Annotated in this window: 21 protein-coding genes; 7 read left to right on the forward strand and 14 right to left on the reverse strand. The window is 67.1% G+C overall.

Going from position 1 to position 25,818, the window contains the following annotated elements; translation table 11 throughout:
* Positions 1 to 8: 8 nt before the first annotated feature.
* From ACFWUR_RS21580 to ACFWUR_RS21640, 13 genes are all read right to left on the reverse strand, one after another.
* Positions 9 to 2,264, reverse strand: coding sequence for a heavy metal translocating P-type ATPase (locus tag ACFWUR_RS21580; protein WP_378909100.1), 2,256 nt, complete (start codon positions 2,262 to 2,264; stop codon positions 9 to 11).
* Positions 2,265 to 2,326: 62 nt separating this feature from the next.
* Complete coding sequence (locus ACFWUR_RS21585) at positions 2,327 to 3,265, reverse strand: hypothetical protein (RefSeq protein WP_378909101.1); 939 nt, start codon at positions 3,263 to 3,265, stop codon at positions 2,327 to 2,329.
* A gap of 20 nt (positions 3,266 to 3,285) precedes the next feature.
* Positions 3,286 to 3,486: a heavy-metal-associated domain-containing protein gene (locus ACFWUR_RS21590; protein WP_378909102.1), complete on the reverse strand. Its 201-nt coding sequence runs from the start codon at positions 3,484 to 3,486 to the stop codon at positions 3,286 to 3,288.
* Positions 3,487 to 3,540: 54 nt separating this feature from the next.
* A complete protein-coding gene (locus ACFWUR_RS21595) occupies positions 3,541 to 4,956 on the reverse strand; it encodes an MFS transporter (RefSeq protein ID WP_378909103.1) in 1,416 nt (471 codons plus the stop codon).
* A gap of 167 nt (positions 4,957 to 5,123) precedes the next feature.
* Positions 5,124 to 5,918 (reverse strand): sterol desaturase family protein, encoded by a 795-nt coding sequence (locus ACFWUR_RS21600; RefSeq protein WP_378909104.1) that lies wholly within the window; start codon positions 5,916 to 5,918, stop codon positions 5,124 to 5,126.
* A gap of 18 nt (positions 5,919 to 5,936) precedes the next feature.
* Positions 5,937 to 6,668 (reverse strand): FadR/GntR family transcriptional regulator, encoded by a 732-nt coding sequence (locus ACFWUR_RS21605; protein ID WP_378909105.1) that lies wholly within the window; start codon positions 6,666 to 6,668, stop codon positions 5,937 to 5,939.
* A gap of 146 nt (positions 6,669 to 6,814) precedes the next feature.
* Entirely contained in the window at positions 6,815 to 7,456 is a 642-nt protein-coding gene (locus ACFWUR_RS21610; RefSeq protein WP_378909106.1) for a hypothetical protein, read from the reverse strand.
* Between the two features lie 19 nt (positions 7,457 to 7,475).
* Positions 7,476 to 9,152: an ABC transporter family substrate-binding protein gene (locus ACFWUR_RS21615; RefSeq protein ID WP_378909107.1), complete on the reverse strand. Its 1,677-nt coding sequence runs from the start codon at positions 9,150 to 9,152 to the stop codon at positions 7,476 to 7,478.
* 38 nt (positions 9,153 to 9,190) lie between these two features.
* Positions 9,191 to 10,879, reverse strand: coding sequence for an ABC transporter family substrate-binding protein (locus ACFWUR_RS21620; protein ID WP_378909108.1), 1,689 nt, complete (start codon positions 10,877 to 10,879; stop codon positions 9,191 to 9,193).
* Positions 10,876 to 12,573 carry an ABC transporter family substrate-binding protein gene (locus ACFWUR_RS21625; RefSeq protein ID WP_378909109.1) on the reverse strand — a complete coding sequence of 566 codons (1,698 nt, stop codon included), beginning with the start codon at positions 12,571 to 12,573 and terminating at the stop codon, positions 10,876 to 10,878. The genes ACFWUR_RS21620 and ACFWUR_RS21625 overlap by 4 nt, the downstream gene beginning before the upstream one ends.
* 33 nt (positions 12,574 to 12,606) lie before the next feature.
* Positions 12,607 to 14,451, reverse strand: coding sequence for a dipeptide ABC transporter ATP-binding protein (locus tag ACFWUR_RS21630; protein ID WP_378909110.1), 1,845 nt, complete (start codon positions 14,449 to 14,451; stop codon positions 12,607 to 12,609).
* Entirely contained in the window at positions 14,448 to 15,416 is a 969-nt protein-coding gene (locus ACFWUR_RS21635; protein ID WP_378909111.1) for an ABC transporter permease, read from the reverse strand. The genes ACFWUR_RS21630 and ACFWUR_RS21635 overlap by 4 nt, the downstream gene beginning before the upstream one ends.
* Entirely contained in the window at positions 15,413 to 16,390 is a 978-nt protein-coding gene (locus ACFWUR_RS21640; protein ID WP_378909112.1) for an ABC transporter permease, read from the reverse strand. The genes ACFWUR_RS21635 and ACFWUR_RS21640 overlap by 4 nt, the downstream gene beginning before the upstream one ends.
* Positions 16,391 to 16,476: 86 nt before the next feature.
* On the opposite strand from ACFWUR_RS21640, the gene ACFWUR_RS21645 reads away from it, so the two are divergent.
* Entirely contained in the window at positions 16,477 to 17,304 is an 828-nt protein-coding gene (locus ACFWUR_RS21645) for an HAD family hydrolase (RefSeq protein WP_378909114.1), read from the forward strand.
* An 82-nt stretch (positions 17,305 to 17,386) separates the two neighbouring features.
* Here the strand turns inward: ACFWUR_RS21645 and ACFWUR_RS21650 are convergent, their stop codons facing one another.
* Positions 17,387 to 19,777 (reverse strand): N-acetylmuramoyl-L-alanine amidase, encoded by a 2,391-nt coding sequence (locus tag ACFWUR_RS21650; RefSeq protein WP_378909115.1) that lies wholly within the window; start codon positions 19,775 to 19,777, stop codon positions 17,387 to 17,389.
* A gap of 214 nt (positions 19,778 to 19,991) precedes the next feature.
* Between ACFWUR_RS21650 and ACFWUR_RS21655 the strand changes: the two genes are divergently transcribed.
* The 6 genes from ACFWUR_RS21655 (at position 19,992) to glf (ending at position 25,804) form a co-directional block, all read left to right on the forward strand.
* Entirely contained in the window at positions 19,992 to 21,425 is a 1,434-nt protein-coding gene (locus ACFWUR_RS21655; RefSeq protein ID WP_378909116.1) for a SpoIID/LytB domain-containing protein, read from the forward strand.
* Positions 21,426 to 21,642: 217 nt separating this feature from the next.
* Entirely contained in the window at positions 21,643 to 22,401 is a 759-nt protein-coding gene (locus ACFWUR_RS21660; protein WP_378909117.1) for a MerR family transcriptional regulator, read from the forward strand.
* Positions 22,402 to 22,649: 248 nt separating this feature from the next.
* Complete coding sequence (locus ACFWUR_RS21665; protein ID WP_378909119.1) at positions 22,650 to 23,057, forward strand: hypothetical protein; 408 nt, start codon at positions 22,650 to 22,652, stop codon at positions 23,055 to 23,057.
* A gap of 77 nt (positions 23,058 to 23,134) precedes the next feature.
* The gene (locus ACFWUR_RS21670; RefSeq protein WP_378909120.1) at positions 23,135 to 23,680 is read left to right on the forward strand and encodes a hypothetical protein; all 546 of its coding nucleotides are present in this window, start codon (positions 23,135 to 23,137) and stop codon (positions 23,678 to 23,680) included.
* Positions 23,681 to 23,770: 90 nt separating this feature from the next.
* Positions 23,771 to 24,403 carry a hypothetical protein gene (locus ACFWUR_RS21675; RefSeq protein WP_378909121.1) on the forward strand — a complete coding sequence of 211 codons (633 nt, stop codon included), beginning with the start codon at positions 23,771 to 23,773 and terminating at the stop codon, positions 24,401 to 24,403.
* A 162-nt stretch (positions 24,404 to 24,565) separates the two neighbouring features.
* Positions 24,566 to 25,804, forward strand: a complete 1,239-nt coding sequence (gene glf / locus ACFWUR_RS21680) for a UDP-galactopyranose mutase (RefSeq protein WP_378909123.1) — start codon at positions 24,566 to 24,568, stop codon at positions 25,802 to 25,804.
* The last annotated feature ends 14 nt before the right edge of the window (positions 25,805 to 25,818 follow it).

A 25,818-nucleotide genomic window follows, 5' to 3' on the forward strand; every position in this document is an offset into this window, starting at 1 on the left:
CGACCGGTCTATTGCGCGGTCGACTTGAACCGGCGCAGGCGCAAGCTGTTGCTCACCACGAAGACCGAGCTGAACGCCATGGCGGCGCCGGCCAGCATCGGGTTGAGCAGGCCTGCCATGGCCAGCGGGATGGCGGCCACGTTGTAGGCGAAGGCCCAGAACAGGTTGCCCTTGATCGTGGCCAGCGTGCGCCGCGACAGCCGGATCGCGTCGGCGGCGGCACGCAGGTCGCCGCGGACGAGGGTGAGGTCGCTGGCCTCGATCGCGACGTCGGTGCCGGTGCCCATGGACAGGCCGAGATCGGCCTGGGCCAGGGCAGCCGCGTCGTTGACGCCGTCACCGACCATGGCGACGACCTTGCCCTGCGCCTGCAGCCGTTTGACGGTGTCGACCTTGTCCTGCGGCAGCACCTCGGCGATCACCTCGTCGATACCGACCTCGTCGCCGATGGTGCGGGCGGCGCGGGCATTGTCGCCGGTGAGCAGGATCGGGGTCAGACCGAGCTCGCGGAACTGGGCGATGGCCCGGGCCGAGGTCGGTTTCACCGCGTCGGCGACAACGAGCACGCCGCGCGCCTTGCCGTCCCAGCCGATGGCGACCGCGGTCTTGCCCGCCGATTCCGCTTGCGCCAGTGCGGTTTCCAGCTTCTCGTCGAGCGGTTGTGACCAGTCGGCCAGCAGTCGCGCCCGGCCCACGATCACCGCGTGTCCGTCGACCACGCCCTGCACGCCGAGGCCCTCGACATTGGCGAAGCCCTCCACCGGCGCCAACGTGGCGAACTCCTCGCGTGCGCCCTTGGCGATCGCCTGCGCGATCGGGTGCTCCGACGAATCCTCCAGCGCACCAGCGAGTGCCAGCACCCGACCGCGCGGTTCACCGTCGGCGGGAATCACCTCGAGCAGCGTCATCTTGCCGGTGGTGACGGTGCCGGTCTTGTCCAGCACGATGGTGTCGACCTCGCGGGTCGATTCCAGCACCTCGGGGCCCTTGATCAGGATGCCGAGCTGCGCGCCGCGTCCGGTGCCGACCATCAGCGCGGTCGGGGTGGCCAGGCCGAGGGCGCAGGGGCAGGCGATGATCAGCACCGCGACGGCCGCGGTGAAGGCCGCGGCGATGGAACCGCCTGTGCCGAGCCAGAATCCGAGCGTCGCCACGGCGAGCGCGATGACGATCGGAACGAAGATGCCGGAGATCCTGTCGGCCAGACGCTGTGCCTGCGCCTTGCCGGTCTGCGCGTCCTCGACCAGTTGTGCCATCTGGGCGAGCTGGGTGTCGGCGCCGATCCTGGTGGCGCGCACGACGAGTCGGCCGCCGACGTTCACGGTGGCGCCGGTGACAGCGTCGTCGACGCCGACCTCCACCGGCATCGACTCACCGGTCAGCATGGACGCGTCGACCGCCGATGTGCCCTCGGTGATCACACCGTCGGTGGCGATCTTCTCGCCCGGGCGCACGATGAACTCGTCACCCACGACCAACTGTTCCACCGGGATTCGCGTCTCGACGCCGTCGCGAAAAACCGCGACATCCTTCGCGCCGAGCTCGAGCAGGGCCCGCAAGGCCGCGCCCGCCCGACGCTTCGACCGCGCCTCGAAATACCGGCCTGCCAGGATGAACGTGGTCACCCCCGCCGCGGCTTCGAGGTAGATGCTGCCCGTGCCGTCCATCCGCGCGATGGTGAATTCGAACGGGTGCTTCATTCCCGGGGTGCCCGCCGTGCCCCAGAACAGGGCGAACAGCGACCAACCGAATGCGGCGAGCGTGCCCATCGACACCAGCGTGTCCATGGTGGCGGTGCCGTGCTTCAGGTTTGTCCACGCCGCCTTGTGGAAGGGAAGCGCGCCCCAGATCACGACCGGGGCGGCCAGCGTCAGCGAAAGCCACTGCCAGTTGGTGAACTGCAGCGCCGGGACCATCGCCATCGCGATCACCGGGACGGTGAGCAGCGCCGACACGATCAGCCGGGTGCGCAGCGAGGCGGTCGGGTCGGCTTCGGCGGTCGATGTCTCGTCGGTCTCGGGCTTCTTCGGCGCGGGGAGTGCCGCGGTGTAGCCGGCCTGCTCGACGGTGGAGATCAGCTCCTCGGGGGAGACGTCACCGGTGAAGTCGACGCGCGCCTTCTCGGTGGCGTAGTTGACCGTGGCGGTGACTCCGTCGAGCTTGTTGAGCTTCTTCTCGATCCGGTTCGCGCAGGAAGCGCAGGTCATGCCACCGATCACCAGTTCTACCTGGCCGGTGCCCGGTGGGTGCGTCACGGTGGTCATGGGGTGCTCCTTCGTTCCTGATAGCAATTCTCGCTGAGCGATCGCGGGTGAAACAGGTGGGGTCAGTGGCCGTGGCCGGGTGTGCCGTGGTCGGCGGGTGCGCTGGTCGGGGCCGGATTGCTCGCACCTGTGGCGTTCGGTGTGGCGACTCGCACCGTGAACTCGGCCGTGCGCACCACGCCTCGGTGCTGGAAGTCGAGGAACAGGCGGTAGTCGCCGGTGCTCGGCGCGTTCACCACGAAGTCGATGCCGGGACCGGCCGGGGTAGTCCCGTCGCCGGGCGTGCCCTCGGGGTGAACGTGAAGGTAGGCGAGGTCGGCGGCCCGAAGCGCGACCAGGTGACCGTAGGCGCCGAGGTAGGGCTGGAGGTCGGTGACGGGCGCGCCGTCGCGGCTGACCGAGAGCGTCAGCTTCGACGCCGTGCCCGGCGTGACGGTGCCGTTGAGCGAAACCGAGTACTCGTCGACCTGCGCGGTGGCGGCGGGGGCAGGGAGCGCCCGCGCGTCGTAGTTGCCCGCGACGCGCAGATCGGCGCCCAGGGTCAGGTTCGACCCGCCCTCGGGAGTGAAGTCGGCGTATACGCGGTAGTCGCCGCCCCGGCTGAGGTTCAGCGGAACGGTCCAGGTTCCGGCCGGATCGAGGACGGGGTGGACGTGCTGGAAGCCCGTCATGTCGCGGCGGACCACGATCAGGTGCAGGTCCTTGTCGTGGCTGGTCACGTACTTCGTGACCGGTGCGCCGTTCGCGTCGAGGATGCGAAAACTCGTCGGCGACTGCGGTGCGGTGGTGGTGGTCGGATTGTCCAGGGCGAGCGTGTAGCCCTGGTCGGAGGCGAGCAGTCCGCCGGGCAGATCGCCCGACGGTGTGGCCGCGGTCGAATGCTCGTCGTGCCCGGTCGGTGCGGAAGGCTCCGGACCGACCAGGGCTCCGACGGTCAGAGCGATCCCGAAGACCGCCGCGAGGCCGAGGGTGAATCCGGCGAACTTGGGTGTTGCGTTCATCGGGATGCTCCGTTCCGGGTTCAGTCTGCGAGTTGGAAGCCGGCCGCGGCCACGGCGTCGGCGAGGGCCGGGCGTTCAGGTGCGATGCCGTCGATCGCTACCGTGCCCGCGACCAGGTCGACGTCGACACCGGTGACGCCAGGAAGGGCGACGACCTTGTCGCGGACCTTGTCGACGCAGCAGCCGCAGGTCATGCCGTTGACGGTGACGGTGGTGGTCATGGAACTCTCCTCGTTTCGCACTCAGCTTTTACCATACCCCCCTAGGGTACGTTGTCAAACGGCCGCGTCGACTCTGTCCGTGGCTGGGTTGCGCATGGTCACCGCGGTGACAGCCGCGCCCGCCAGCGCCAGCACACCCGCTCCAAGGAAGGCCGCGGAATAGCCGTCGGTCAGCGCCGAGGCATCCCCGAGCTCGCTCGCCCCGAACGCGGCGGCCACCGCCGTCATCGCGGCCAGGCCGAGCGCGGAACCCACCTGGTAGCTGACATTGACGATGCCCGAGGCCAGCCCGCCTTCCTCGGGACGCGCCGCCGAGATGGCCGTGCCGAGCGAGGGGATGAAGGCCAGTGACATACCCCCCGCCGCTATCAGCGAGGCGGGCAGGACGTCGATCCAGAAGTTGCCGGTAGCTCGCACCAGAGACATCACGGCGAGGCCGACGCCGAGCACCAGCAGTCCGGTGACGATCATCGGCTTCGCGCCGAAACGCTGCATCGCCTTCGGGGCCAGCACCACCATGCCGAGCATGATCAGCATGGTCATCGGCAGCAGCGCCGCGCCCGACGGGAAGGCGCTGTAGCCGAGCACCTGCTGCAGATACAGGTTGAGGAAGAACCACATCGGCACCCACGCGGCGGCCAGCGCGAACTGGGCGAAGTTGGCGGCGGCCAGGTTCGGTGCGCGCAAGACGCTCAGCCGCATGAGTGGTTCGCCGCGCCGGGCTTGGATGGCGACGAAGCCTGCCAGCAGTGCCGCGGCCAACGCCAACACGCCCCAGGTCTCACCCGACGCCCAACCGGCCTCCGGCGCCTGCACGATCGCATACACCGCGGCCGCCAGCCCGGCTGTCACAGTGACGGATCCGGCGATATCGATGGATCCCTTACGTGCCGCAGCCGCGGGCATCAGCATCGGCACGGCGATCAACGCGAGCACGGCGATCGGAACATTGATGTAGAAAACCCAAGGCCAGCTGATGTATTCGGTGATCACACCACCGAGAAACACTCCCGCGGTACCACCGGCGGGTGCGGCCGCGCCGTACACGGCCAGCGCCTTGGTGAGTTCCTGCGGCGAGCCACCGAACAACATCATCAACAGCGTGAGGGCAGACGGTGCGATCAGTGCCGCACCACCACCCTGAATCGCTCGGCCCGCCAGCTCGACCCCCACACTGCCCGCGGCACCGGCGATTACGGACCCGATGCCGAGTACCACCCAGCCTGCGGCGAATACCCGGCGAGCGCCGAGCAGATCGGAGAGCCTGCCGCCGAGCAGCAGTAGCCCACCGAAGGCAACCACATAGGCGTTGAACACCCACGTCAGATTGCCCGGCGTGAACCCGAGCTCGCCCTGCATCTTCGGCAGTGCGATCCCGATGATCGAGGTGTCCATGATGACCATGAACTGCGCGGCGGCGATCACCGCCAGCGCCCACCACTTCCGGGTGGATTGCGATTGCGTAGTCACGACTGTGTCCTTTCGAGCGGAGCGCATCTCCGTGCTCGGTACCATACCCCCCTAGGGTATAAATGTGTCAAGCAGTCGAAGGGATGGGATTTCCCCTGGTGGACATGCGAAAGCCCGGCTCGCGGTGATGCGAGCCGGGCTGGTCGTCGTGTGGCGGTTCGGCGGGCCTACTCGGCGTGGAGGTTGCGCGCCGTGGGGGAGGTCGGCGTGGTGGCCGGGTCGGGGGCGGTACCGAGTAGGCGGTCGGCGGTGCCGGAGGTGGTCACGGTGAACCAGTAGTGCTCGTTCTTGTAGTGGTGGTGGCGATGGTTGCGCCAAATCGCGCGATACAAGCCATGTTTCGGCTTGTAGTCGGTGTGGATGAGGTAGTGGGTCCACTCGTACAGCAGGCCGAGCGTGGTGATGGTGAGCAGGAAGGTGAGGCCTAGGCCGGTGCGGGGGAAGGCGATGAGGGCGATCGTGACCAGCGCGAGGATCGTGAGCAGCAGCGACTTCGACGGGATGAAGATCAGTGGGATGTCGCGCGGGTCGACGTGGTGCTCGCGGTGTTTGCGGGCCAATTCGCTGTCGATGGTCACCGGACCGAGATGCCTTGGGCGCCAGTGCAACACGGTGACATGGATGACCCATTCGACAACAGGGAACGCGGCGAGAATCACCAGGGGCACCAGGGCGTCGGTGAGCTGCCAGTCGCCGATCACCAGGCGGGCCGCCAGCGCGGCGACGAATACCGTCGCGATCATCCATGGAGACGGGTGCCGAAGAAATTCGCGCGCCGCCGCGCGCAACGTCAAGCTGCGGCGGATCGCGCGCGGGGGGCGAGCCGCGGGTGGTGTCGGGTCCGTAGAGCGCGCGGCGACGGCGTGGGTCGAGTCGGCATTCACCGTGACGGCGGGCTGACGGTCGGCAGCGTCAGGCGTGGCGGTGTTGTGCGACGTCGTTGTCGAACGGTCGTTCATCATGGTGCTTCCTCGGGTGGATCATGCCCCGTCCAGGGCATGGATGAGGGCGGTGGTCGCCGGCCCGAGCAGTGCTCGCGCGGTGTCGGCGGCCCGTTCCGGCTCGCCCGCGGTGATCGCGGCGGCCAGGTCTCGATAGGCGTCGGCATTGCCCACCTCGGCGGACATGATCGGCGCCAGCGCGGCCAAGGCGGGTTCGTAGGCGGCGCGCAGCATGGAATACATCAGCCGGAAGGCGATGGAATCGGCGAGATCGAGGATGTGATCCCAGAATTCGAGCGCGACCCGCTGCTGGGCGAGTGGATTCGATTCGGCGACAAGCGCATCGACGGATTCGCGCAACAGGGTCAGCTCACCGTCGACCGCGGCGCCCTGGGCACGGCGAACCCGTGCAGCGGCGAGCTCGGCGATCTTCGGCCCGTTGTGCAGCCGCGCCTCGAGAATGCTGCGAGCGACCGCGGGATCGATGGAATCGCCCCGAAGCAACAGTCGCGGAAGCACTTCCAGCCCCGCACTGCGTCGATAGTCGAGCACGGTCGTCGCTTCTCCCTGTCGCACGGCAACCAGCCCCGCCGCCGCCAACCGCTGCAACGCCTCCCGCACCGCGGGCCGCGAAACCCCCAACGCCTCGGCCAACTGCCGCTCGCTGGGCAACGCGCTCCCCGCCGCCAACTCCCCACCCAGCACCTCGGCGGCGATCTGCTCGAACACATCACCGGAAACCGAGCGCTTCACCACAGGAGTCCATGCCATACCCCGATAGTGCACCGTCAGAGGTAAGAGGTCAAGTGGTCAGACCAGTGAATCAAAGCTGGTCGATTGATCACCAGGCATTCAGGTAGACATTCCCCGAGAAGGAAAAACCGTGGAGACCTGGTGAACGACCGTCCAGGAAGGTGTCAGCTGGGGTCGGAGCCGCGGATGGCGGTGAGCCAGGTGAAGGCGGCGGCGGCGACCGTCGTCGCGGCGGCGAAGGCGCCGAGGCCGCCGTTCATGACGTAGACCCAGAGCAGACCGACGAGGGGTGCGCCGATCGCGGGTTGGCTGTCGAGGATCAGGCGGCGCGCGATGCCGTACGCGGGAGGATCGGCGGGGCGGGAGGGGTTGTCGACGAGCTTGCCCGTCGGCTCGGTCGTACGGGCTCGGCCCGACGGGTAGAAGCGGGTGTTCCAGTCCTGGATGGAGCGACCGGTCAGCTCCAGTTCGGTCGGGGTCAGCGTCGACAGAGCCGGGTCGTAGAACACCGGCTGCCACACCATGCGATCCCCACTGGTGATCTCCAGCCACGATCTGCTGACCAGTCGATACTGCTGGCGCACCCGCCTACCGCGCACCGTGCCCGCCGCGACCAGACCGCTCGGAAATACACCGAAAGCCAGGCCCAATTGATAAGCGGTGTAGGCGAGTACGGCGAGGGCGACCACAGCGAGCGCGCTCAGCTGATCGAGATCCGCGAACGGCACCCACGCGGCGATGACCGCGAGGGTGCCGCTCGTGACGAGCAACGGATAGGTGAGCGCGCGCGCCGGGCCGGAACTCACTGCGGGAGAGCTTTCGCGCTCACTTCAGGAAGCCGATCTTGGTGTAGTCATAGGAGGCGAGGCCCGCCGCACCGAAGTTGGCGAGGTTGTCGCGCACAGCGACATTGCCGGCGGATTGAACGAGCGGCAGGGAATGTCCCTCCTCGAACACCTTCCGATCGATCTGGTTGGCCAGCTCCTTGGCCTTGGCCGGATCGAGTTCAGAGATGGTCTGCTCGATGAGGTCGTTGAGTTCGGCCGAGCCGATGCGGCCGTAATTACCCTGGGTATCGTCCGGATAGAAGCCGTAGATCTGCGTCAGGCTGCTGAGCGGGAAGGGGTCACCGGCGTAGAACCACTGGCCTACATCGAAATTGCCTGGTTCGAGGACATCCGAGAACAGGCCCGACCCCGGCTTCGGGTCGATGGTCATCTTGACGCCGACCTGCGCGAGATTCTGCTGGATGATCTGCGCGACCTGAATGTTGATCGGGTCGTTGTACATCACGTCGCGGATCTCGAGCTTGCGGCCGTCCTTCTCGCGTACATCCCCATTGAGCTTCCAGCCGAGGGCGTCGAGCTCTTCTTCCGCGGCCGCCGGGTCGAAGCCGAGGCTGTTGTCCTGGTAGCCGTCCTGGCCCTGCAGGTAGACGTGATTGTTGAGCGGTTTGGGGTCCCGGACGAGGCCGTTCTGGATCGCGTTGGCGATACCCTGCCGATCGACCGCCTTGGAGATCGCAACCCGCACACCCTGGTCTTCCAGAATGGAACCGGGTGCGCCATTGAAGGTGAAGTGACCCCAACTGTTGCCAGGCGCTCGGCGCACGGCGATGCCGGGTGCACTGCTCACCGACTTCAAATCGTCGATACTGGCGATGCCCACCACGTCGATCTCGTTGTTCAACAGCGCGGGCGTGAACGCGGAACTGTCGAGCACGCTGAAGGTCATGGTGTCCAGTTTCGGTGTGGCACCCCACCATCGGGGATTGCGTCCGAGAACGACGCGGCCCTGCCCTCGGTCTACAGATTGGATGATGAACGGGCCGGACGAGAGAGTGAGGGCCTCGACCTGGCTGTTGTTGAAAGCTTCGGCGCTCGACGTGACGGACTTCGGGAAGAGGAAAGAGTTGCCCGCGAACTGTCCCCGCCAGTCGGCATAGTGCTTCTTGAAGGTGATGACAGCCTGCCTGTCATCGACACCACGTTCGACCTTTTCGACCCGATCGAAGCCGCTGTTGTTGGCGATCAGGAATGCCTTGTCGACACCGCTGAGTGCCGCGGCCTGGGACCGAATGTCCTCCCACGAAATGGGAGTACCGTCGGACCAGACCGCCTTCGGATTGATGGTGTAGGTGACTTGCTGCGGATCGCTGTTGGTCAATGCGACGTCGGAGAAGTAGTCGGTGTTGACCGAGAGTTCCGCTGCCGCGTCAGTCGTGAATGCTCGCGGCATCACCGGACGCAGCATCGAGCCGGTGTTTCCGGTATTGCCGTCGGCGTGCAGGCCGTTCCAGTTCTCCGGCAGCGAGGTGATCGCCAGTCGAAGATTGCCACCGTCGCGAAGTTCGCTGACGTCCTTCGGGTTGATGTCATTGGTGGTGCCGAGCTTGGCGTCGCCGTCCGCCGTGATGTCATCGCCCGAGCCACACCCGGCAGCGATCAAACTGACGATGACCAGGGGTAATGCCAGTCGGGTGGTCATTGAACGAATCCGCATGGTTCGCTCCTTTCCAGAATTTCGCTGACGGGTGCTGTCTACTCGAGGAAGCCGACTTTGGTGTAGTCGTAGGATGCCAGCCCCTCCGCGCCGTAATTGGCGAGGCCGTCCCGCGTCGCGACCGTGCCGGCGGATTGCACGATGGGCAGGGAGAAGCCCTCTTCGAAGATCATTCGGTCGGCCTTGTTCGCCAGTTCGATCGCCTTCTCGGGATCGAGTTCGGCGATGACCTCCTCGATCAGCGCGTTGAGTTCCGGTGAACCGATACGGCCCTTGTTGCTCAGCGGGTTCGCGGGATCGTAGGCGTAGATCTGAGGCAATGCGCCGAGCGGGAAAATGCTCTTCGACCAGACGAATTGGGCGATATCGAAGTTGCCGGGGTCGATGACATCGGTGAACAAGCCATTGCCGGGGTAGGTCTCGATGATCAGCTTCACGCCGATTTCCGCGAGGTTCTGCTGGGCGATCTGCGCGATTTGAGTCCATGTATCGGCCTGGTACATGACGTCGCGGATCTCCAGCTTGCGACCGTCCTTCTCGCGGACGTCGCCGTTGAGTTTCCAGCCCAGCTCGTCGAGCATGCGAGCAGCGGCAACAGGGTCGTAGGAGACCGATTCCGCGTTGTCCTGGTAACCCTTTTGGCCGACCAGGAAGAGGTGGTTGTTCAGCGGCTTCGGGTCGGTGACCACACCGTTCTGGGTGGCCGTGGCGATCGCTTGCCGGTTGATGCCCTTCGAGATCGCGATCCGCAGCTTCGGATCGGACAGCAACGCGCCGGGCGCGCCGTTGAAGGTGAAGTGCGAGAACCTGTTCGCGGGCGCGCGGCGAACTTCGATGCCAGGCGTGTCGGTCGCGGTTTTGACCTCTTCGATGCCGGACAGGGTAGATACGTCGAGTTCGTTGTTCTGCAACGCATTCAGACGCGCGGCGTTGTCGAGGACGCTATAGGTGACGGTATCGAGTTTGGGGGTGTCGCCCCACCATCTCGGATTGCGGCTCAACACGACCCGCTGTTGGGCGCGGTCGATCGAAGTGATGATGAACGGCCCGGACGACAACGGCATGTCATTGCGGTACAAGTCGTCGAACGCCTGTGGCGATGCGGTGAGCTGGCGTGGGTACAGCGGATTGAACAGGCCCTTCCACTCCGCGTAGTGCTCGGCGAAGGTGACGATCGCCTGCCGGTCGTCGACACCGCGTTCGACCTTCTCGACGCTGCTGTAACCCTGGCTTGCCGCGATCTTGAAGGCGGTGTCGCGCCCGCTCAACACAGTGGCTTGAGATCGTAGATCCTCCCAGGTGATCGGAGACCCGTCCGACCAGACCGCTTTCGGGTTGATCGTGTATTTGATCTGCTGCGGGTTGGTGTTGGTGAGCTCGACATCGGTGTAATAGTTGTGGTCGATCGTGAGATTGCCCGCCGCGTCGGAATTGACCGTGCCAGGGAGTGCCCACGCGGTGAGGTCACTGATCTCGCCGTCGGAGTCGACGTGGAGGTTGTTGAACGTCGCGGGGAAGCTGGTCAGCGCCAACCGGAGATTACCGCCGTCACGCAGGGCATCGCGGTCCTGCGGATTGATGTCGTTGATCGCGCCGATCGTGCTCGACCCCGACTGCACGTCGGTATCGGACCCACAACCACCCAGCACCAATGTCAAAGCGAAAACGGGCACCGCGATACGGAAACCGGCCCGGCGTAGCCGCCTGGCGTACGTTGCTGTGGTCATTTCGTGAATCCGATCTTCGTGTAGTCGTACGTTGCCAAACCAGGGGAACCGATGTTGGCGAGGGTGGTGCGGGCGCCGAAGCTGCCGTCGGACTGCATCAGGGGCAGGGAGTGGCCTTCTTCGAATACCTTGCGGTCGACCTGGTTCGCCAGTTCGATGGACTTTTGGGGGTCCAGTTCGGTGAGGGTGCGTTCGATGAGGGCGTTGAGTTCGGGGGAACCGATGCGGCCGTAGTTGGCTTGGAGGTCGGTGGGGTCGTAGTAGTAGATCTGGCGGATGCTGCTCAGCGGGAAGGGGTCGCCTTCGTAGACGTACTGGGCGGCGTCGAAGTCGCCGGGCTGGATGACGTCGGTGAAAAGGCCCGCGGCGGGCTTGGTATCGATGGTGAGCTGCACGCCGATGGCGGCCAGGTTCTGCTGGATGATCTGGGCTGTCTGGACCCAGGTCGGGTCGTTGTACATGACGTCGCGGATGACCAGTTTGCGGCCGTCCTTCTCGCGCACCTCGCCGTTGAGTTTCCAGCCGAGTGCGTCCAGTTGTGCCGCTGCGGCGGCCGGGTCGAAGGCGAGGCTGTTGTCCTGATAACCCTTTTGGCCTTGGAGGAAGATGTGATTGTTCAACGGCTTCGGATCTTCGACCAGCCCGTTCTGCAAGGCGTTGACGATTCCGACGCGGTCGATCGCCTGTGAGATCGCTACGCGCACCCCTTCTTCGGCCAGGATGGAGCCGGGCGCTCCGTTGAACGTGAGGTGGCGCCAGCGATTACCGGGAGCGCGGCGCACGACGAGTCCCTCGGTGCCGCGCACGGTTTTCACGTCGTCGAGGGTGGTCAGGCGGACCAGGTCGATTTCGTTGTTCTGCAATGCCTGCACCCACGACGTGGCGTCGAGCACGCTGTAGGTGATGGTGTCGAGAACGGGCTTGTCACCCCACCATCTCGGGTTGCGGCCCAGGGTGATCCGACCCTGACCGCGGTCGGTGGCGCTGACGATGAACGGTCCGGCGGTGAGCGTGATGGCCTCGGCGAGGCTGTTGTTGAAGGCCTCCGGTGTGCTGGTCACCGACTTCGGGTAGAGGGCGGAGTTGCCGGCGAACTGACCGCGCCAGTCGGCGTAGGGCTTGTTGAAGGTGAGCACGGCCTGCCGGTCGTCGGTGCCGCGCTCCACCTTGTCGACGAACTCGAAACCGTTGGTGATCGCGATCAGATAGCTCTTGTCGCGGCCGCTGAGCGCGTGCGCCTGGGCGGCGAGGTCTTCCCAGGTGATCGGCGACCCGTCCGACCAGACCGCCTTCGGATTGATCGAGTACGTCACCTGCATCGGATCGGTACCGGTCAGCTGGATATCGGTGAAGAAATCGGTGTCGACGCTGAGCCGGCCTGCCGCGTCGATCTCGAAGGAACGCGGCAGCATCGCGCGCACGATGTAGCCGATCTCCCCGTTGTTGCCGTCGTTGGAAAGGATGTTCCAATTGGCCGGATAGCCGGTGGTCGCCAGGCGTAGGTTGCCGCCCTCGCGCAGCTCGTCGGTGCCCATGGGGTTGATGTCACTGGTGGAGCCGATGGCATCGCTCAACCCGGCCGCCGACTCGTCACCGCCGCCCCCACAGCCCGCCACGATCATCCCGGCCGCCACCACCACGGCGGCACAGCGCAATCGGGCGCTACGGCCTGCTTGCATTCGACGGGTTCTCATGGCGTCTCCTGGTGTTCGGCTGGACCGACGTGCTCAGCTGCTGACGACGGGTTCCGGTACGGCCGCGATGAGCGAACGTGTGTATTCGTGCTGAGGATCGGCGAAAATGCGCTCGGCCGGACCGGATTCGACGATCTTGCCCTGCAACATCACCGCGATGTCGTGGGCGAGATTGCGCACCACCGACAGGTCGTGGGAGACGAACAGGTAGGACAGTCCGTGCTCGGCCTGTAGGTCGCGCAGCAGGTTGAGCACGCCCGCCTGGATCGATACGTCCAGCGACGAGACGGGTTCGTCGAGTACCAGCAACCTGGTGTCCAGGGCCAGCGCGCGGGCGATGCTGATGCGCTGTTTCTGCCCGCCGGAGAAGTCCGAGGGGTAGCGATCGGCGTGCTCGGGGCGTAATCCGACCTGCCGCAACAACTCCGGCACCCGTCGGTTCACCTCCTCGCGCGACCGTCCGTCGATGCGCAGCGGTTCGGCGAGGACGTCGAAGATCGGCAGGCGCGGGTCGAGGGAGGCACTGGGGTCTTGGAAGACGATCTGCATCTTGCGGCGGATCTCGCGGATGCCCGACTTGGTGAGGGTGGCGACATCGTGGCCGAGCACCTCGATGCTGCCCGACTGTGGGCGCGCCAGGTCCATGATCTGCGACAGTGTCGTCGACTTGCCCGACCCGGATTCGCCGACCAGTGCGAGGGTACGGCCCGCGCGCACCGAGAAGTTGATGCCGTCCACCGCGCGGACCTCGCCGGTGCGGCGGCGCAGCAGGACACCGGAGGTGAGGGGGAAGACCTTCACCAGGTCGGTGACGCGCAGCACCACCTCGTCGTCGGTGCGGTCGGGGTGCGCCGGGGTCGGGATCTTCTGGCGATAGGCCTCGAAGAGTTCGTGGGTGCCGACCTCGGCCGTGCGGATGCAGGCGACCGAATGGCCGGGGCTCACCTTCTCCAGCGGGGGTTCGGCGGCGGTGCAGTCGTCGATCGTGACCGGGCAGCGCGGCGCGAACGAGCAGCCCGGCGGTAGGGCGTGCATGGCGGGCGGGGCGCCGAGGATCGGGATCAGCGGGGTGCGCGGCGGGCCGTCCATACGCGGGATCGAGCCGAGCAAGCCGACGGTGTACGGCATTCGTGGAGCGGCGAAAAGCTCTGCGACAGGCGCGGTTTCGACCACCTTGCCCGCGTACATCACCGCCACCCGGTCGGCGACGGTGGCCGCGATACCCATGTCGTGGGTGATCATGATGACGCCCGCGCCGGTGATGTCGCGGGCCTTGCGGAGCAGGTCGAGGATCTGGGCCTGCACCGTCACGTCGAGCGCGGTGGTGGGTTCGTCGCAGATGATCAGGGCGGGGTCGTTGGCGATGGCCATGGCGATCACCACGCGCTGGCGCATACCACCGGAGAACTCGTGCGGGAACGCTCTCGACCGGGCCCTCGCATCGGCGATGCCGACGAGTTCGAGCAGCTCGACGGCCCGCTCGCCCGCTTCCTTACGGCTCATCTTGCCGTGTGCCAGCAGGGCTTCCGCGATCTGGTCACCGACGCGATACACCGGGGTGAGCGCGGAGAGCGGATCTTGGAAGACCATGCTGATCGAGGAACCGCGCAGTTTCGACATCTGCTTGTCGCCCAGGCCGAGCAGTTCGCGCCCGCGCAGGCGCACCGATCCCTGCACTCGCGCCTGATCGGGCAGCAGGCCGATCACCGCGAGCGAGGACACCGACTTGCCCGAACCGGACTCGCCGACGATGGCGAGCACCTCGCCGTCGGCGACGGTGTAGTTCACCCCGCGCACGGCCTCGACGCGGCCTTCCTCACCGGGGAACGAGACCCGCAGGTCGGTGACCTCGAGCAGGGGTGCGGTCGACGCGGTCATCGCTTCTCGGCTTTCTTCGACTCCACCTGCGCTCGGCTCTTGCGCTCGGCGACCTCCTTGCGGGTTTTACGCGCACCCCGGGCGCCGGGGTCGAACGCGTCACGCAGGCCGTCACCGACGAGGTTGGCGCACAACACGATCGTGATCAGCAGACCACCGGCGAACAGGAACAACCAGGGGTAGGTGAGCGCCGACTTGGTACCGGCCGCGATCAGCGAACCCAGCGACACATCCGGCGGCTGCACACCGAAACCGAGGAAGCTCAAACCGGTTTCGGCGCTGATCGCCGCGCCGACGGCCAGGGTGGTATCGATGATCAGGATCGACGCGATGTTCGGGATGATGTGGCTGAGGATCACCGTCCGGGTCGGCGCGCCCATATACCGTGCGGCGCGGACGAATTCGCGATCGCGCAAGCTCAGGGTGAGGCCGCGGATGATGCGAGCGGCGATCATCCAGCCGAACACGCTCAGCAGCACGATCAGGATCACGATCGACCCGGAACCCTTGGTGCGCGGCGCGAACAGCGCGATGATGATGAAGCTGGGCACCACCAGCAGCAGGTCGACCAACCACATGATGGCCCGGTCGGACCAGCCGCCGAGCAGTCCGGCCACCGCACCCGCTGTCGCGGCGATGACGCTGGAACAGATCGCGACGCAGAAGCCGATGATGAGCGACTTCTGTAGACCGCGCATGGTCTGGGCGAGCACGTCCTGGCCGATCTGGGTGGTACCGAACGGATGCTCGAGGCTGGGCGGTTTCAGCAGTGCCTTGTAGTCCATCTGCTGGTAGTCCCACGGCAGCAGCGGCGGCAGCGCGAAACTGGCCACCAGCAGCACCATCAGGATCACCGCGCCGACCACAGCGGGCTTGTTGCGCAGGAAGCGACGCCACACCAGTTTGCGGCGCCCGGCGGCGGCGATCTCGGGTGCGCCGACGACGATGAGTTCGGTTTCGGTCATGAGACACGCACCCTCGGGTCGAGCAGGGCAAGGACGACATCGGAGAGCAGCCCCGACACCAGCACCACCAGTCCGGCGAACGCTGTCACCGTCACCACCACGTACAGATCCTGGGCGTTGATCGAATCGATCAACCATTCGCCCACACCGTGCCAGCCGAAGATCTTCTCGACGAAGGTGGCGCCGGTGATCAGGCCGCCGAGGCTGTAGGCGAACAGCGTCGCCATCGGGATCAGCGCGGTGCGCAAGCCGTGTTTGTAGAGCGCGTGATTGCGGGTCAGGCCCTTGGCTCTCGCTGTGCGGATGAAATCACTGCCGAGCACGTCGAGCATGGCGTTGCGTTGGTAGCGGCTGTAGCCGGCCATGCCGCCCAACGCCAGCGCCAACGTCGGTAGCACCAGATGCTGTGCGCGGTCGACCATCTGGTTCCAGAACCCGTGGACCGCGGTGGCCGAGGTCTCGCCGGTGTAGAGGAATATCTGCGTACCGGTCATCGTGTTGATCTGCAGCGCACCGTATTTCAACAGCGTCGCCAGCAAGAAGATCGGCGTCGACAGGATCAGCAGCGACAGCACCGTCGAGAAGTAATCGCTGAATCTGTACTGCCTGATCGCGCCCGCGGCGCCGATCAGCACGCCGAGCACGGTACCGATGATCGAACCGAGGATCAGCAGCCGCAGACTCACCGCCACCCGCCTGCCCAGCTCCTCGCTCACCGGCTGCCCGGCGAGGGTGGTCCCGAAATCCCCTTGCACGACCCCGCCGAGCCAGGTGAGATAGCGCTGGGGGATCGGCTCGTCCAGATGCAACTGCTCGGCCTTCGCGTCGATCACCGACTGCGGCGGACGCGGGTTGCGCTGCTCGAGGCTCTCGAGCGGGTTGAACGTGAGCGATGCGAGGCTGAACGTCAGAAACGATGCCAGCAGAAGGAGCACAACGTAGTTGAGTGTGCGCCGCAACAAGAAGCCGGTCATCAGTCCCCTCTGGATCGGGTAATCAGGCCCTGATCATAGGGACACTCCGGCGTCCCCGTGTGGCGACGTGCGGCAGGATGGATGGGATGACGCACCTGCACCCGAAACCGCGGCTGGTGGCCAGCGACGTCGACGGCACGCTGATCGACGACTCAGAGAAGGTCACCGCGCGCACCAAGGCCGCCGTCGGAGCGCTCGTCGCCGACGGCGCCACCTTCGTGCTCGCCACCGGCCGCCCGCCGCGCTGGATCGACCCGGTGGTCAGCGAACTCGGGTACGCACCGCTCGCGATCTGCGGAAACGGCGCGGTCCTCTACGACAGCGCCACCGACCGGGTGCTGTCGAGCCACACCCTCGACGTCGAGACACTGAGCTGGCTCGCCGAGGTCGCCGAACACGCGTTACCCGGATGCGGCCTGGCGACCGAGCGGGTCGGGGCCAGCGCGCACGACGCCGTGACTCCGCAGTTCGTCAGTTCACCCACCTACGAACACGCCTGGCTCAATCCCGACGACACCGTCGTCTCGCACGCCGAGGTCATCGACTCGCCCGCGATCAAGATGCTCATCCGGCTCAGCTCGGCTCGCAGTTCCGAGATGCGCGCCGCCCTCGCCCCGCTCATCGGCGACCGCGCCGAGATCACCTACTCCACCGAGAGCGGGCTGATCGAGTTGGCGGTCCCGCAGGTGACGAAGGCATCCGGCCTGGCCGAGGTCGCACACCGAATCGGCGCCGAGAACTCGTCGATCGTGGCCTTCGGCGACATGCCCAACGATGTACCGATGCTGGCCATGGCCGGCCACGGAGTCGCCATGGGAAACGCCCACCCCGAGGCACGCGCGGCAGCCGACGAAGTCACCGGCAGCAACATGAACGACGGCGTGGCGATGGTCCTCGAGCGCTGGTGGAGCTAGGCGGACCCGCAGTCGCGGGACCGAAAACGGCCGGTGCCCCTCGCTCGGAGGGCGCACCGGCCGTTCTTCGCCGTGACCGGGGCTAACCGGTCGGGGCGGGTTCCGGGGCGGGCGGATCCGCCGGGACCTGTTCCACCGGGGCGGGTACCACGGGCGCCTGTTCCACAGGCGGTGCCTGCTGATCGGCGGGGACCGGCGCGGCCTCAGCGGGTGCGGGCACAGCCAGGCCGAGCGTCGGGGCCGTCGGTGCCTGGCCCGGTTGCGGCCCTCGGCCGTTCATCTCCTGCTTGTAGGTCTCGTCGTAGGTCTTCCAGAACGTCGTGACGATGCCGGTGAGCTCGTTGAGCACCAGCGAACCGTGCTGGAAATCGGTACGCAGACCGTTGGGGACCAGGTAGGAACTGGCGGTCGGCAAGCCGAGCACGCCCGTGTCGGCGCCCAGGCTCAGATAGCGGTCGAGAATCGCGCCGACCACCTCGAACACCGCACCGCCCTCGCCCGAATAGACGAAACCGTTGGCGAACTTCGCGTACTGACGGCCCTGCGCGCCCGCGATCAGGTCCGACTGCGGAGCGCCGAGCGGACCGTCGACCCCACCGCTGGCCACCCAGTGCTTGGCGATCGCGTTGTCGCCGGACAGGCCGAGGAACTTGTCGACCATCGCGCCCAGCTCGGCCATATTGCCCTGCGGGGCCCGAGCCTGCTGGCTCGGCGGACGATTCGCCATCGGCGGTGAGGTGTAGGTGCCGCTGTTGCCCGCCGCGATCCCGCGGATGCGGTCCATCAGCGCGTAGGCGGCGTCACCGGGGCAGTCGGTGTTGCCCACATCGCGGTGCGCGAACACCACCGGCAGGTCGACCGCCTCGTCCTGGGCGTACGGGGTGAATTCGGTGCCCTCGGAGTACATCGTGGTGTAGCCCTTGGGGTCGAGCCCGGCGAGCTCGGCCCGCCAGCCGATGAACTTGCCGAGCGCGTTGATCGACTCGTTGCTCGGCTGCTCGGTCTCGTAGTTGCCCATCAGCGCCACACCGGCGGTGTTCTCGTTGAAGCCACCCGAGTGCGCGCCCTGCACCGCTCGGTCGAGGCCGCCGTAACGGCCCTCGAAGATCTGGCCGTACTGGTCGACCATGGCGTTGTAGCCGATGTCGCACCAGCCGAGCGTTTCGGCGTGATAGGCGTAGATCGCGCGGACGATGCCCGCGGATTCGGAACGGCTGTAGTCGTTGCGACCGGCCGTGTGATGCACGGTGATGCCGCCGACGCCGTCGTCGTAGGTGGGTTCCTGGCAACGGATCGACTCGTCCGCACCCCACTGCGCGCGGGTGATCACCTTCGGCCCGCCACCGGGCAACGCCGCGGCGACATCGTTGAGCGCGGCATCGATCGCGGCCCGGCCCGGGTTGATCAGGACGGCCTTGAGCGCGGCCTCGGTGAGGTGGGCGGGGTCGTGGTCGGGGCCCGCGGTGGGCTTGCGGGTGACCAGCATCTGCACCGCCGTGGTCTCACCGACGTAGATCGGTTCGGTGCCGGTCGGCGCGTCGGCGGGGGCGTGATCGGTGGCCCTGGTGTCGACCGGATCGGCGTTGTACCAGGGGCCCCAGTTGCCGTCCAGCTGGCGAGCCCGCAGCTTGGTGGTGGTGTTGGCCAGGTCGCGGGCGGTGACGGCGACCATGCTGAACGGGGTGTCCTGGGTGAGCTCTTTGACCTGCGCACCCACCTGGTCGATGACATCGGCGCCGACCGCGCCCGGGGACAACGCGGGAGTGTCGGGGGTGGTGCCGGGTTCGAGGTTCTCCGGGTCGGCGATGAATTTCGCTCCGGTGGAACGGCCTTGGGATACCGGGGCGCCGGTGGGCGCGGCGGGAGGTGCCGCGGCAGGCGTCGGTGCGGCCTCAGGTGCTCCCGGAATCGGTTGTGCTGGAGCAGCGGGCGCTGCCTGTGCTGGGGCAGGAGCCTCGGTGGCCGGTGCGCCCGGAGCGGGAGCAGGTGCTGCCTGTGGCGCGGCCGGGGGAGCGGGGGGCGCGGTGGGGACCGACGTGCTCGGGACCGGCGGACGCGCGGGCGGCGCGGGGGCGGCAGGTGCTGCGGCGCCCGGTTCGGTCTGTTGAGTCGGGGTGGGCTGCGGCTTCGTCGGAATCTGCGGCAGCGGGATCTCGGTGGGCAGCGCCACGCCCGGGGGCGCGGGTAATCCCGGGGGAATCGGGATCGAGGTCGGCAGCTGCAACATGCGCAGGTCCGACAGGTGCAGGTCGGGCAGATCGAGACCGGTCAGGTCACGCAGCGGGACCGTGATGTCGGGCACCGAGGTCAGCGCGACCTCGGCCAGCTGTGTCGGTACGGCCGCGACCTGGGAATCGTTCGCGCTGCGGTAATCGGTCGAGTCGCTGAGGGCGAACGCACCGATGGGCGCGGCCACAGCGAAGGTGGTGAGCACCGGGAGCACATAGGAACGTTTCGGCTTTCGGTATCGCACGTGCGACTCCTATCAGGGTCGAGCTCGTGTTTCGCGCATGTGATGCTTGCTTCCTCTAACCTCACACATCACACTAGTTAACATACGTCACACATCTCAACCTCAAGTTGAGGATTATGTGATTGCTCGAATGTAGCCCTCGGAACCCGCTTGGCGACGACGACATGCCGACGCGAGCTCCGCCGGTAGAACCGCGAAACCGTGGGAGCGCAGCATGAGACCGAACGCCTCGATCAACCGCAGAACCGGCCGTGGCACCCGTCGCCGGGCCGTGCCAGTGATTCGGAGCGTCCCGCTGCCGGTACTGGTCAGCGGCACCGTGCTGGCCTTGGCCGGGGCGATCGGGCTGTGGCAGATCCTGCCCGGACAGATCGCCCCCACCGTCGGCGCGGGGCACGGTCGCGGCATGAGCCAGGTCGGCGCCTTCGACAACGCGCGGGCGGGTTGGTCGGCCGAGGAAATCCTCGGCCACTACTACCCCGGCGCAGACTTCGGGCAAATCGGGCCGACAACGATCGATGTCCGGCTCCAGGCGCAGGACGACGCCACCCTCGACACCTTCGCCGCCGCCGGTGCGCAGGTGGCCGGTCGCATGATCGGCCCCGGCGACGCGGCGCATCTCACGCCGCTGCCCGACGGCGGGGCGAACGTGGTGGTGACCGCGGGCTGCGACGGAGAAGTGCTGTGGCAGGACGCGACCGACGATCCGTTCGTCTATCCGATCGGCGCGGGCGCGGGCAGGCCGGCCGAGGAACACCTGACGCTGTGCGGGGGTACCGCCTACCGCGGCGCACTCGGGGTGGCGCTGGAAGGCGAGTCCTATCGCACCGTCAACCAGGTGGACCTCGACGACTACCTCGCCGGCGTGCTGCCCGCGGAGATGCAGGCCAACTGGGCCGACCAGGGCGCCTTCGAAGCCTTACGCGCACAGGCGATCGCGGCCCGCTCCTACGCGCTGGCCGAGACCCGCTACGACTACGCGCGAACCTGTGACACCACCGACTGCCAGGCGTATCCCGGGACGGTGAAGGAGGATTCGCGCTCCACCGAAGCGGTGGCCGCGACTTCGGGCACCGTGCTGCTGCGTCGCGGGCAGATCCTGCGCTCGGAATACTCGGCGGCTCCGGACGGCGGTAGGCCCGCCGATATCGAAACCTTCGCGGTGGGACCGGCGCCCGGCGATTTCGTCGAAACCGTCCCGGCCCCAGCGGTGCCCGCCGCACCGGCGCAACCGGACCTGACCATCGAGGCATTGGCGGGTGAATCGGTGATCGACACCGAGTACCGGCGCATCGGCGGTGCCGACAGCGCGGTCGGCGAGCCGATCGGTCCGGAAATGCTGCTGCCGCAACGGGCGGGCACCTATCGGCTGTACGCCAACGGGGTGATCGTCGCGACGGAGACGCTCGGCGCCCAGGTTGTCGACTTCTCCACGCTGTTGCAGCTCGTTCCCGACGTGGGTGATCAGTTGCCCGCGACGGCTTCGGGTCGGCCGGGCCTGCGGGCGCCGGAGATCGCCGGCCCCCAGGTCGTCTCACCCGGCGACCCGCAGGGCATGCAGATTCCCTCCGATGCCGAGGTCAGGGGTGAGCCCGTGCACGGCCCGGTGAACCCCGCCGCCGCGCCCAGCGTGTACGACGGGGAGTGAGCAGGCCCTGCCGGTCGGCAGTGGTGTCGTCCGGTCCGACGGCCGGAACCTCGGAGTAGCTCTCGCGGCGACCGTGTTCGGCCCGATTCCGGCCGGCCGGTCGCTGAAGGGCGGACGGGCGGCACCGGGCCGGGTTTCGCCGGTCGGCATCACCACTTGACCTTGACGTAGCGTCAACTTGCACAGTGGAGGTACCGGCGAGAAAAGGGAGCAGGTCATGGTGGGTGAATGGTCCATTCAGGACCTCGCGAAGGCCGCGGGCACCACCAGTCGTACGTTGCGCCACTACGGGCAACTCGGGCTGTTGGAACCGAGCAGGATCGGGGCCAACGGGTACCGCTATTACGACCAGACCTCCCTTGTTCGACTGCAGCGCATTCTGCTGCTGCGCGAACTCGGCCTCGGCCTTCCTGTGATCGCCGAAGTTCTCGCCGGTGAACAGGACACCGCCGGTGCGCTGCGCACCCACCTGGAACTGCTTCGGCAGCAACAGGATCGGGTGGCGCGGCAGATCGAATCGGTGTCGACCACGCTGCGCAAGACAGAAAGAGGTGAACCACTCATGGCCGCAGAGGTTTTCGACGGTTTCGACCACACCCAGTACAAGGACGAAGTCACCGAGCGCTGGGGTAAGGACGCGTACGAGAGCGGTGATCGCTGGTGGCGTTCGCTGACCGACAACGAGAAGAAGGCGTTTCAACAGACCCAGCTCGACATCGCCGACGACTTCGGAAAGGCTTGCACCGCAGGTCTTCCCGTGGAAGGCGACGTCGTGCAGGCGATCGTCGCCCGGCATCGCGCCTGGCTCGGCGTCGGCACGCAAGGCAGGCCGGTGTCGAACGAATACCTTCTCGGGCTCGGTGAGATGTACGTCGCGGACCCGCGTTTCCGGGGCAACTACGACGTGCACGGCGAAGGCGTCGCCGAGTACATCCTCGAGGCCTTCCGGGCTTACGTCGCCGGGCAGTCCGCCTGACGGAGGGCTTGCCGGACAGGTCGATGAGTTGTCAGCCGCGCCGCGCCCCGCTGGTCGGGGCGCGGCGCAGTGCTGTTCGCCCGCAACGGTTTCGCCCGCGATCGGATTTCGGTGCGTGCGCGTCCAGCGGCTGCGGCGTGCTCGCGCGGAGGTTGCATCGGCGGTGCGGGAGCGGAGCACCACCGTGCTCGATCGCGGATCGCGCCGTATAACTGACGGCGACGACGTCGAGTAGGTAGCGGGGGACTGTGGTGGATCAGCGGGAGCGGCGGCCGCGGCGTGGTACCGCGCTGGTGGCGGGCTGGCTCGGGGTGCTGGTCGGCGTGGCGGGGATCGGTGTCGGCACGGCGACCGCGGCGCTGCGGGCGGTCGGGCGCGAGCTCGACCTCGACTACGTGGGCGCGGGAATCGTCGGCGGGCTCGGGGTGGTCTACCTGCTCGGGGCAGTGCTGTTGCTGCGGCGGCGAATGCTCGGCAGGCGAGCGCTGCTCACCGTGGCGGCGGTGATGGCCGGGGCGACTTCGCTGGTCATCGTGCTCAACGGGGCCAGCCACGGATGGCGGTTCGGGCCGCTGGATTTCTGGTTGGTGCTCAATGTGGTGATCCTCGCCCTCAGTCTGAGCGAGCCGACGCGGCGCTGGACCACTACGCGGTAGGGGTACTCGCTGCTTCGCACCGGCCGCGCGCAGCTGACGGGCGCGCCGATCGAGGCGGAACGGGATAAGTTCGGGGGATGGTCGTGCTGGAGACGAAATCGAAGAGGGGCGAGGTGGCGGCGATCGTCGCCGTGTGCCTCGCGGGGCTCGCCGCGGCGGCGAACCTGGTGGGGGCCGTGGTTCTCGTGCGGTCGTTCCTGAGCGATCCGGGCGAGCTCGACGACTCGCTGGCACTGTTCGCCACGCTCGGCGCGCTGGTGGCGATGTTCGCGTTCGCCTACGGGGGCGTACTGCTGGCGCGCCGGGACGAGTCCGGTCGGTGGGTGATCGCTGTCGCCGCGGGCGCGCAGCTCGCCCTCGGAGTACTCGGCCTGCTCGCCACACTCGTGAACTACGACTCCGGGTACGGCATCCACTGGTTCGCCGACGAACCCGTTGTTCGCTCGATTCTGATCGGCCTCGGCGGGGTGCCCGGAGCCGTGACAGCGATCGTGAATCACAGTTGGGCGGCGGCACTTTCGTGCACCGTGTTCGGAGGGGTGGTGCTGTTGCCCGCGGTGCTGCCGCAGACCGCGGCCTACACGCTCGTTCGCCCGGAAAGCGTTGTCGGACCGGACGTATAGTTTCAGCAGGTCAGCATCGCCGCGGAGGGTGTTGCGCGGCCGGGTACGAGATAGCGGCGACAGATACAGCTCGCCAGGAGGGGGAACACCATGGGGTATCCGTACGGCCCACAGCAGGGCCACGACCCATACGGGGGACAGGGGTACGCGCAACCCGGTTACGGGGACCCGTACGGCGGTCAGCCGGGATACGCCGCACAGCCATACGCTCAACCTGGTTATGGCGCACCGGTTTACGGTGCCGCGCCTTACCCGTACGCGCCGGGCTACGGTCAGCCGCGCCCGGGCGGTGGCACGGCCATTACCGCCGCGGTGATCACGCTGCTGCTGTCGCTGATCTCCGGGCTCTTCCTCGCGATCGGCGTAGCCGCGACACTCGGATCCTCGAAGTCCAGCAGCATCGACGCCCCTGTCGTCATGGTGCCGCTCATCGTCGGCGGCGGCGTGTGCTTGCTGTGGTTCCTCGGCTCCATCCTGTTGTTCCGCCGCAAGGCCGCGGGCCGGGTGATCCTGATCATGCTGTCCTCGCTCGCTGTGCTCGGCATGGGCGTCTCCACGGTGGTCAGCCTCGGAAATACCGGTGACCCCGCCCCCACCATCATCGGCGGCGTGCTCGGCGGGGGCCTCGCGCTGCTGATCCTGTGCCTGGCCGCGGCACCGTCTACGGGCCGCTGGATCCGGGCCGGGCGACCGAGCGGCCATCAGCACTACCCGCAGTACTGAGATCGGCAGGCGGCCGCCGCACGCCGGTCGTCGTGCTGTTTCCGAGGCGTTGCGAGTCGGCTTGGATACCCCCATTGGCGGACCGGCGATATAACCCCTGGTCAGGGGTTGGTGGGAGACTCCGCCGGGACAAACCGTGGTCTTCCGATACGCTGGGCACCCGTGACCGCCGCATCGCCTGAGGGTAACCCCGTCAACGCAGATTCCACCGCCCCGGCCAACCAGTACGACCTGATCGTGGTCGGCTCCGGTTTCTTCGGGCTGACCGTCGCCGAGCGTGCAGCGAACGTGCTGGGCAAGCGGGTATTGGTGCTCGACCGCCGCTACCACCTGGGTGGCAACGCCTATTCGGAGCCCGAACCGGAAACCGGTATCGAGATCCACAAGTACGGCGCGCACCTGTTCCACACGTCGAACAAGAAGGTCTGGGACTACGTCACCCAGTTCACCGAGTTCACCGGGTACCAGCACCGGGTGTTCGCGATGCACAAGGGGCAGGCGTACCAGTTCCCGATGGGGCTGGGCCTGATCTCGCAGTTCTTCGGTCGTTACTTCACCCCGGAAGAGGCCAAGGCGCTCATCGCCGAGCAGGCCGCCGAGGTCGAGACCGGTGACGCGCAGAACCTCGAGGAGAAGGCGATCTCGCTGATCGGCCGCCCCCTCTACGAGGCGTTCGTGCGCGACTACACCGCCAAGCAGTGGCAGACCGACCCGCGTGAGCTGCCCGCGGGCAACATCACCCGCCTGCCCGTGCGCTACAACTTCGACAACCGCTACTTCAACGACACCTTCGAGGGCCTGCCGAAGGAGGGGTACACGAAGTGGCTGGAGAACATGGCCGCATCCGAGTTGATCGAGGTGCGGGTGAACACCGACTGGTTCGACGTGCGTGACGAGATCGTCGCCGCCAACCCGGACGCCCCGGTGGTCTACACCGGCCCGCTGGATCACTACTTCGACTACGCCGAAGGTGAACTGGGCTGGCGCACCATCGATTTCGAGACCGAGGTGCTCTCCCAGGGTGACTACCAGGGCACCAGCGTCATGAACTACAACGACGCCGACGTCCCCTTCACCCGCATCATCGAGCCGCGCCACTTCCACCCCGAGCGCGACTACCCGACCGACAAGACGGTCATCATGCGCGAGTTCTCCCGCTCCGCGCAGACCGGCGACGAGCCGTACTACCCGATCAACACCCCCGACGACCGCGCCAAGCTGCTGGCCTACCGCGAGCGGGCCAAGCGGGAAACCGCCGAGAAGAAGGTGCTGTTCGGCGGCCGGCTCGGCACCTACCAGTACCTGGACATGCACATGGCGATCGGTTCGGCGCTGAACATGTTCGAGAATGTGCTGCGCCCCCACCTGGAATCCGGTGCGACGCTGGTGGATCCGGCGTGAGCGGTCAGCGCCCG

It is taken from the genome of Nocardia sp. NPDC058633, from assembly GCF_042717045.1.
Taxonomy (GTDB): Bacteria; Actinomycetota; Actinomycetes; order Mycobacteriales; family Mycobacteriaceae; genus Nocardia.

Coding starts and splice junctions, on each gene's coding strand:
- ACFWUR_RS21580 (WP_378909100.1), bottom strand. CDS start 2,264: ATGACCACCGTGACGCACCCACCGGGCACCGGCCAGGTAGAACTGGTG.
- ACFWUR_RS21585 (WP_378909101.1), bottom strand. CDS start 3,265: ATGAACGCAACACCCAAGTTCGCCGGATTCACCCTCGGCCTCGCGGCG.
- ACFWUR_RS21590 (WP_378909102.1), bottom strand. CDS start 3,486: ATGACCACCACCGTCACCGTCAACGGCATGACCTGCGGCTGCTGCGTC.
- ACFWUR_RS21600 (WP_378909104.1), bottom strand. CDS start 5,918: ATGATGAACGACCGTTCGACAACGACGTCGCACAACACCGCCACGCCT.
- ACFWUR_RS21605 (WP_378909105.1), bottom strand. CDS start 6,668: ATGGCATGGACTCCTGTGGTGAAGCGCTCGGTTTCCGGTGATGTGTTC.
- ACFWUR_RS21615 (WP_378909107.1), bottom strand. CDS start 9,152: ATGCGGATTCGTTCAATGACCACCCGACTGGCATTACCCCTGGTCATC.
- ACFWUR_RS21620 (WP_378909108.1), bottom strand. CDS start 10,879: ATGACCACAGCAACGTACGCCAGGCGGCTACGCCGGGCCGGTTTCCGT.
- ACFWUR_RS21625 (WP_378909109.1), bottom strand. CDS start 12,573: ATGAGAACCCGTCGAATGCAAGCAGGCCGTAGCGCCCGATTGCGCTGT.
- ACFWUR_RS21630 (WP_378909110.1), bottom strand. CDS start 14,451: ATGACCGCGTCGACCGCACCCCTGCTCGAGGTCACCGACCTGCGGGTC.
- ACFWUR_RS21635 (WP_378909111.1), bottom strand. CDS start 15,416: ATGACCGAAACCGAACTCATCGTCGTCGGCGCACCCGAGATCGCCGCC.
- ACFWUR_RS21640 (WP_378909112.1), bottom strand. CDS start 16,390: ATGACCGGCTTCTTGTTGCGGCGCACACTCAACTACGTTGTGCTCCTT.
- ACFWUR_RS21645 (WP_378909114.1), top strand. CDS start 16,477: ATGACGCACCTGCACCCGAAACCGCGGCTGGTGGCCAGCGACGTCGAC.
- ACFWUR_RS21655 (WP_378909116.1), top strand. CDS start 19,992: ATGAGACCGAACGCCTCGATCAACCGCAGAACCGGCCGTGGCACCCGT.
- ACFWUR_RS21660 (WP_378909117.1), top strand. CDS start 21,643: ATGGTGGGTGAATGGTCCATTCAGGACCTCGCGAAGGCCGCGGGCACC.
- ACFWUR_RS21670 (WP_378909120.1), top strand. CDS start 23,135: ATGGTCGTGCTGGAGACGAAATCGAAGAGGGGCGAGGTGGCGGCGATC.
- ACFWUR_RS21675 (WP_378909121.1), top strand. CDS start 23,771: ATGGGGTATCCGTACGGCCCACAGCAGGGCCACGACCCATACGGGGGA.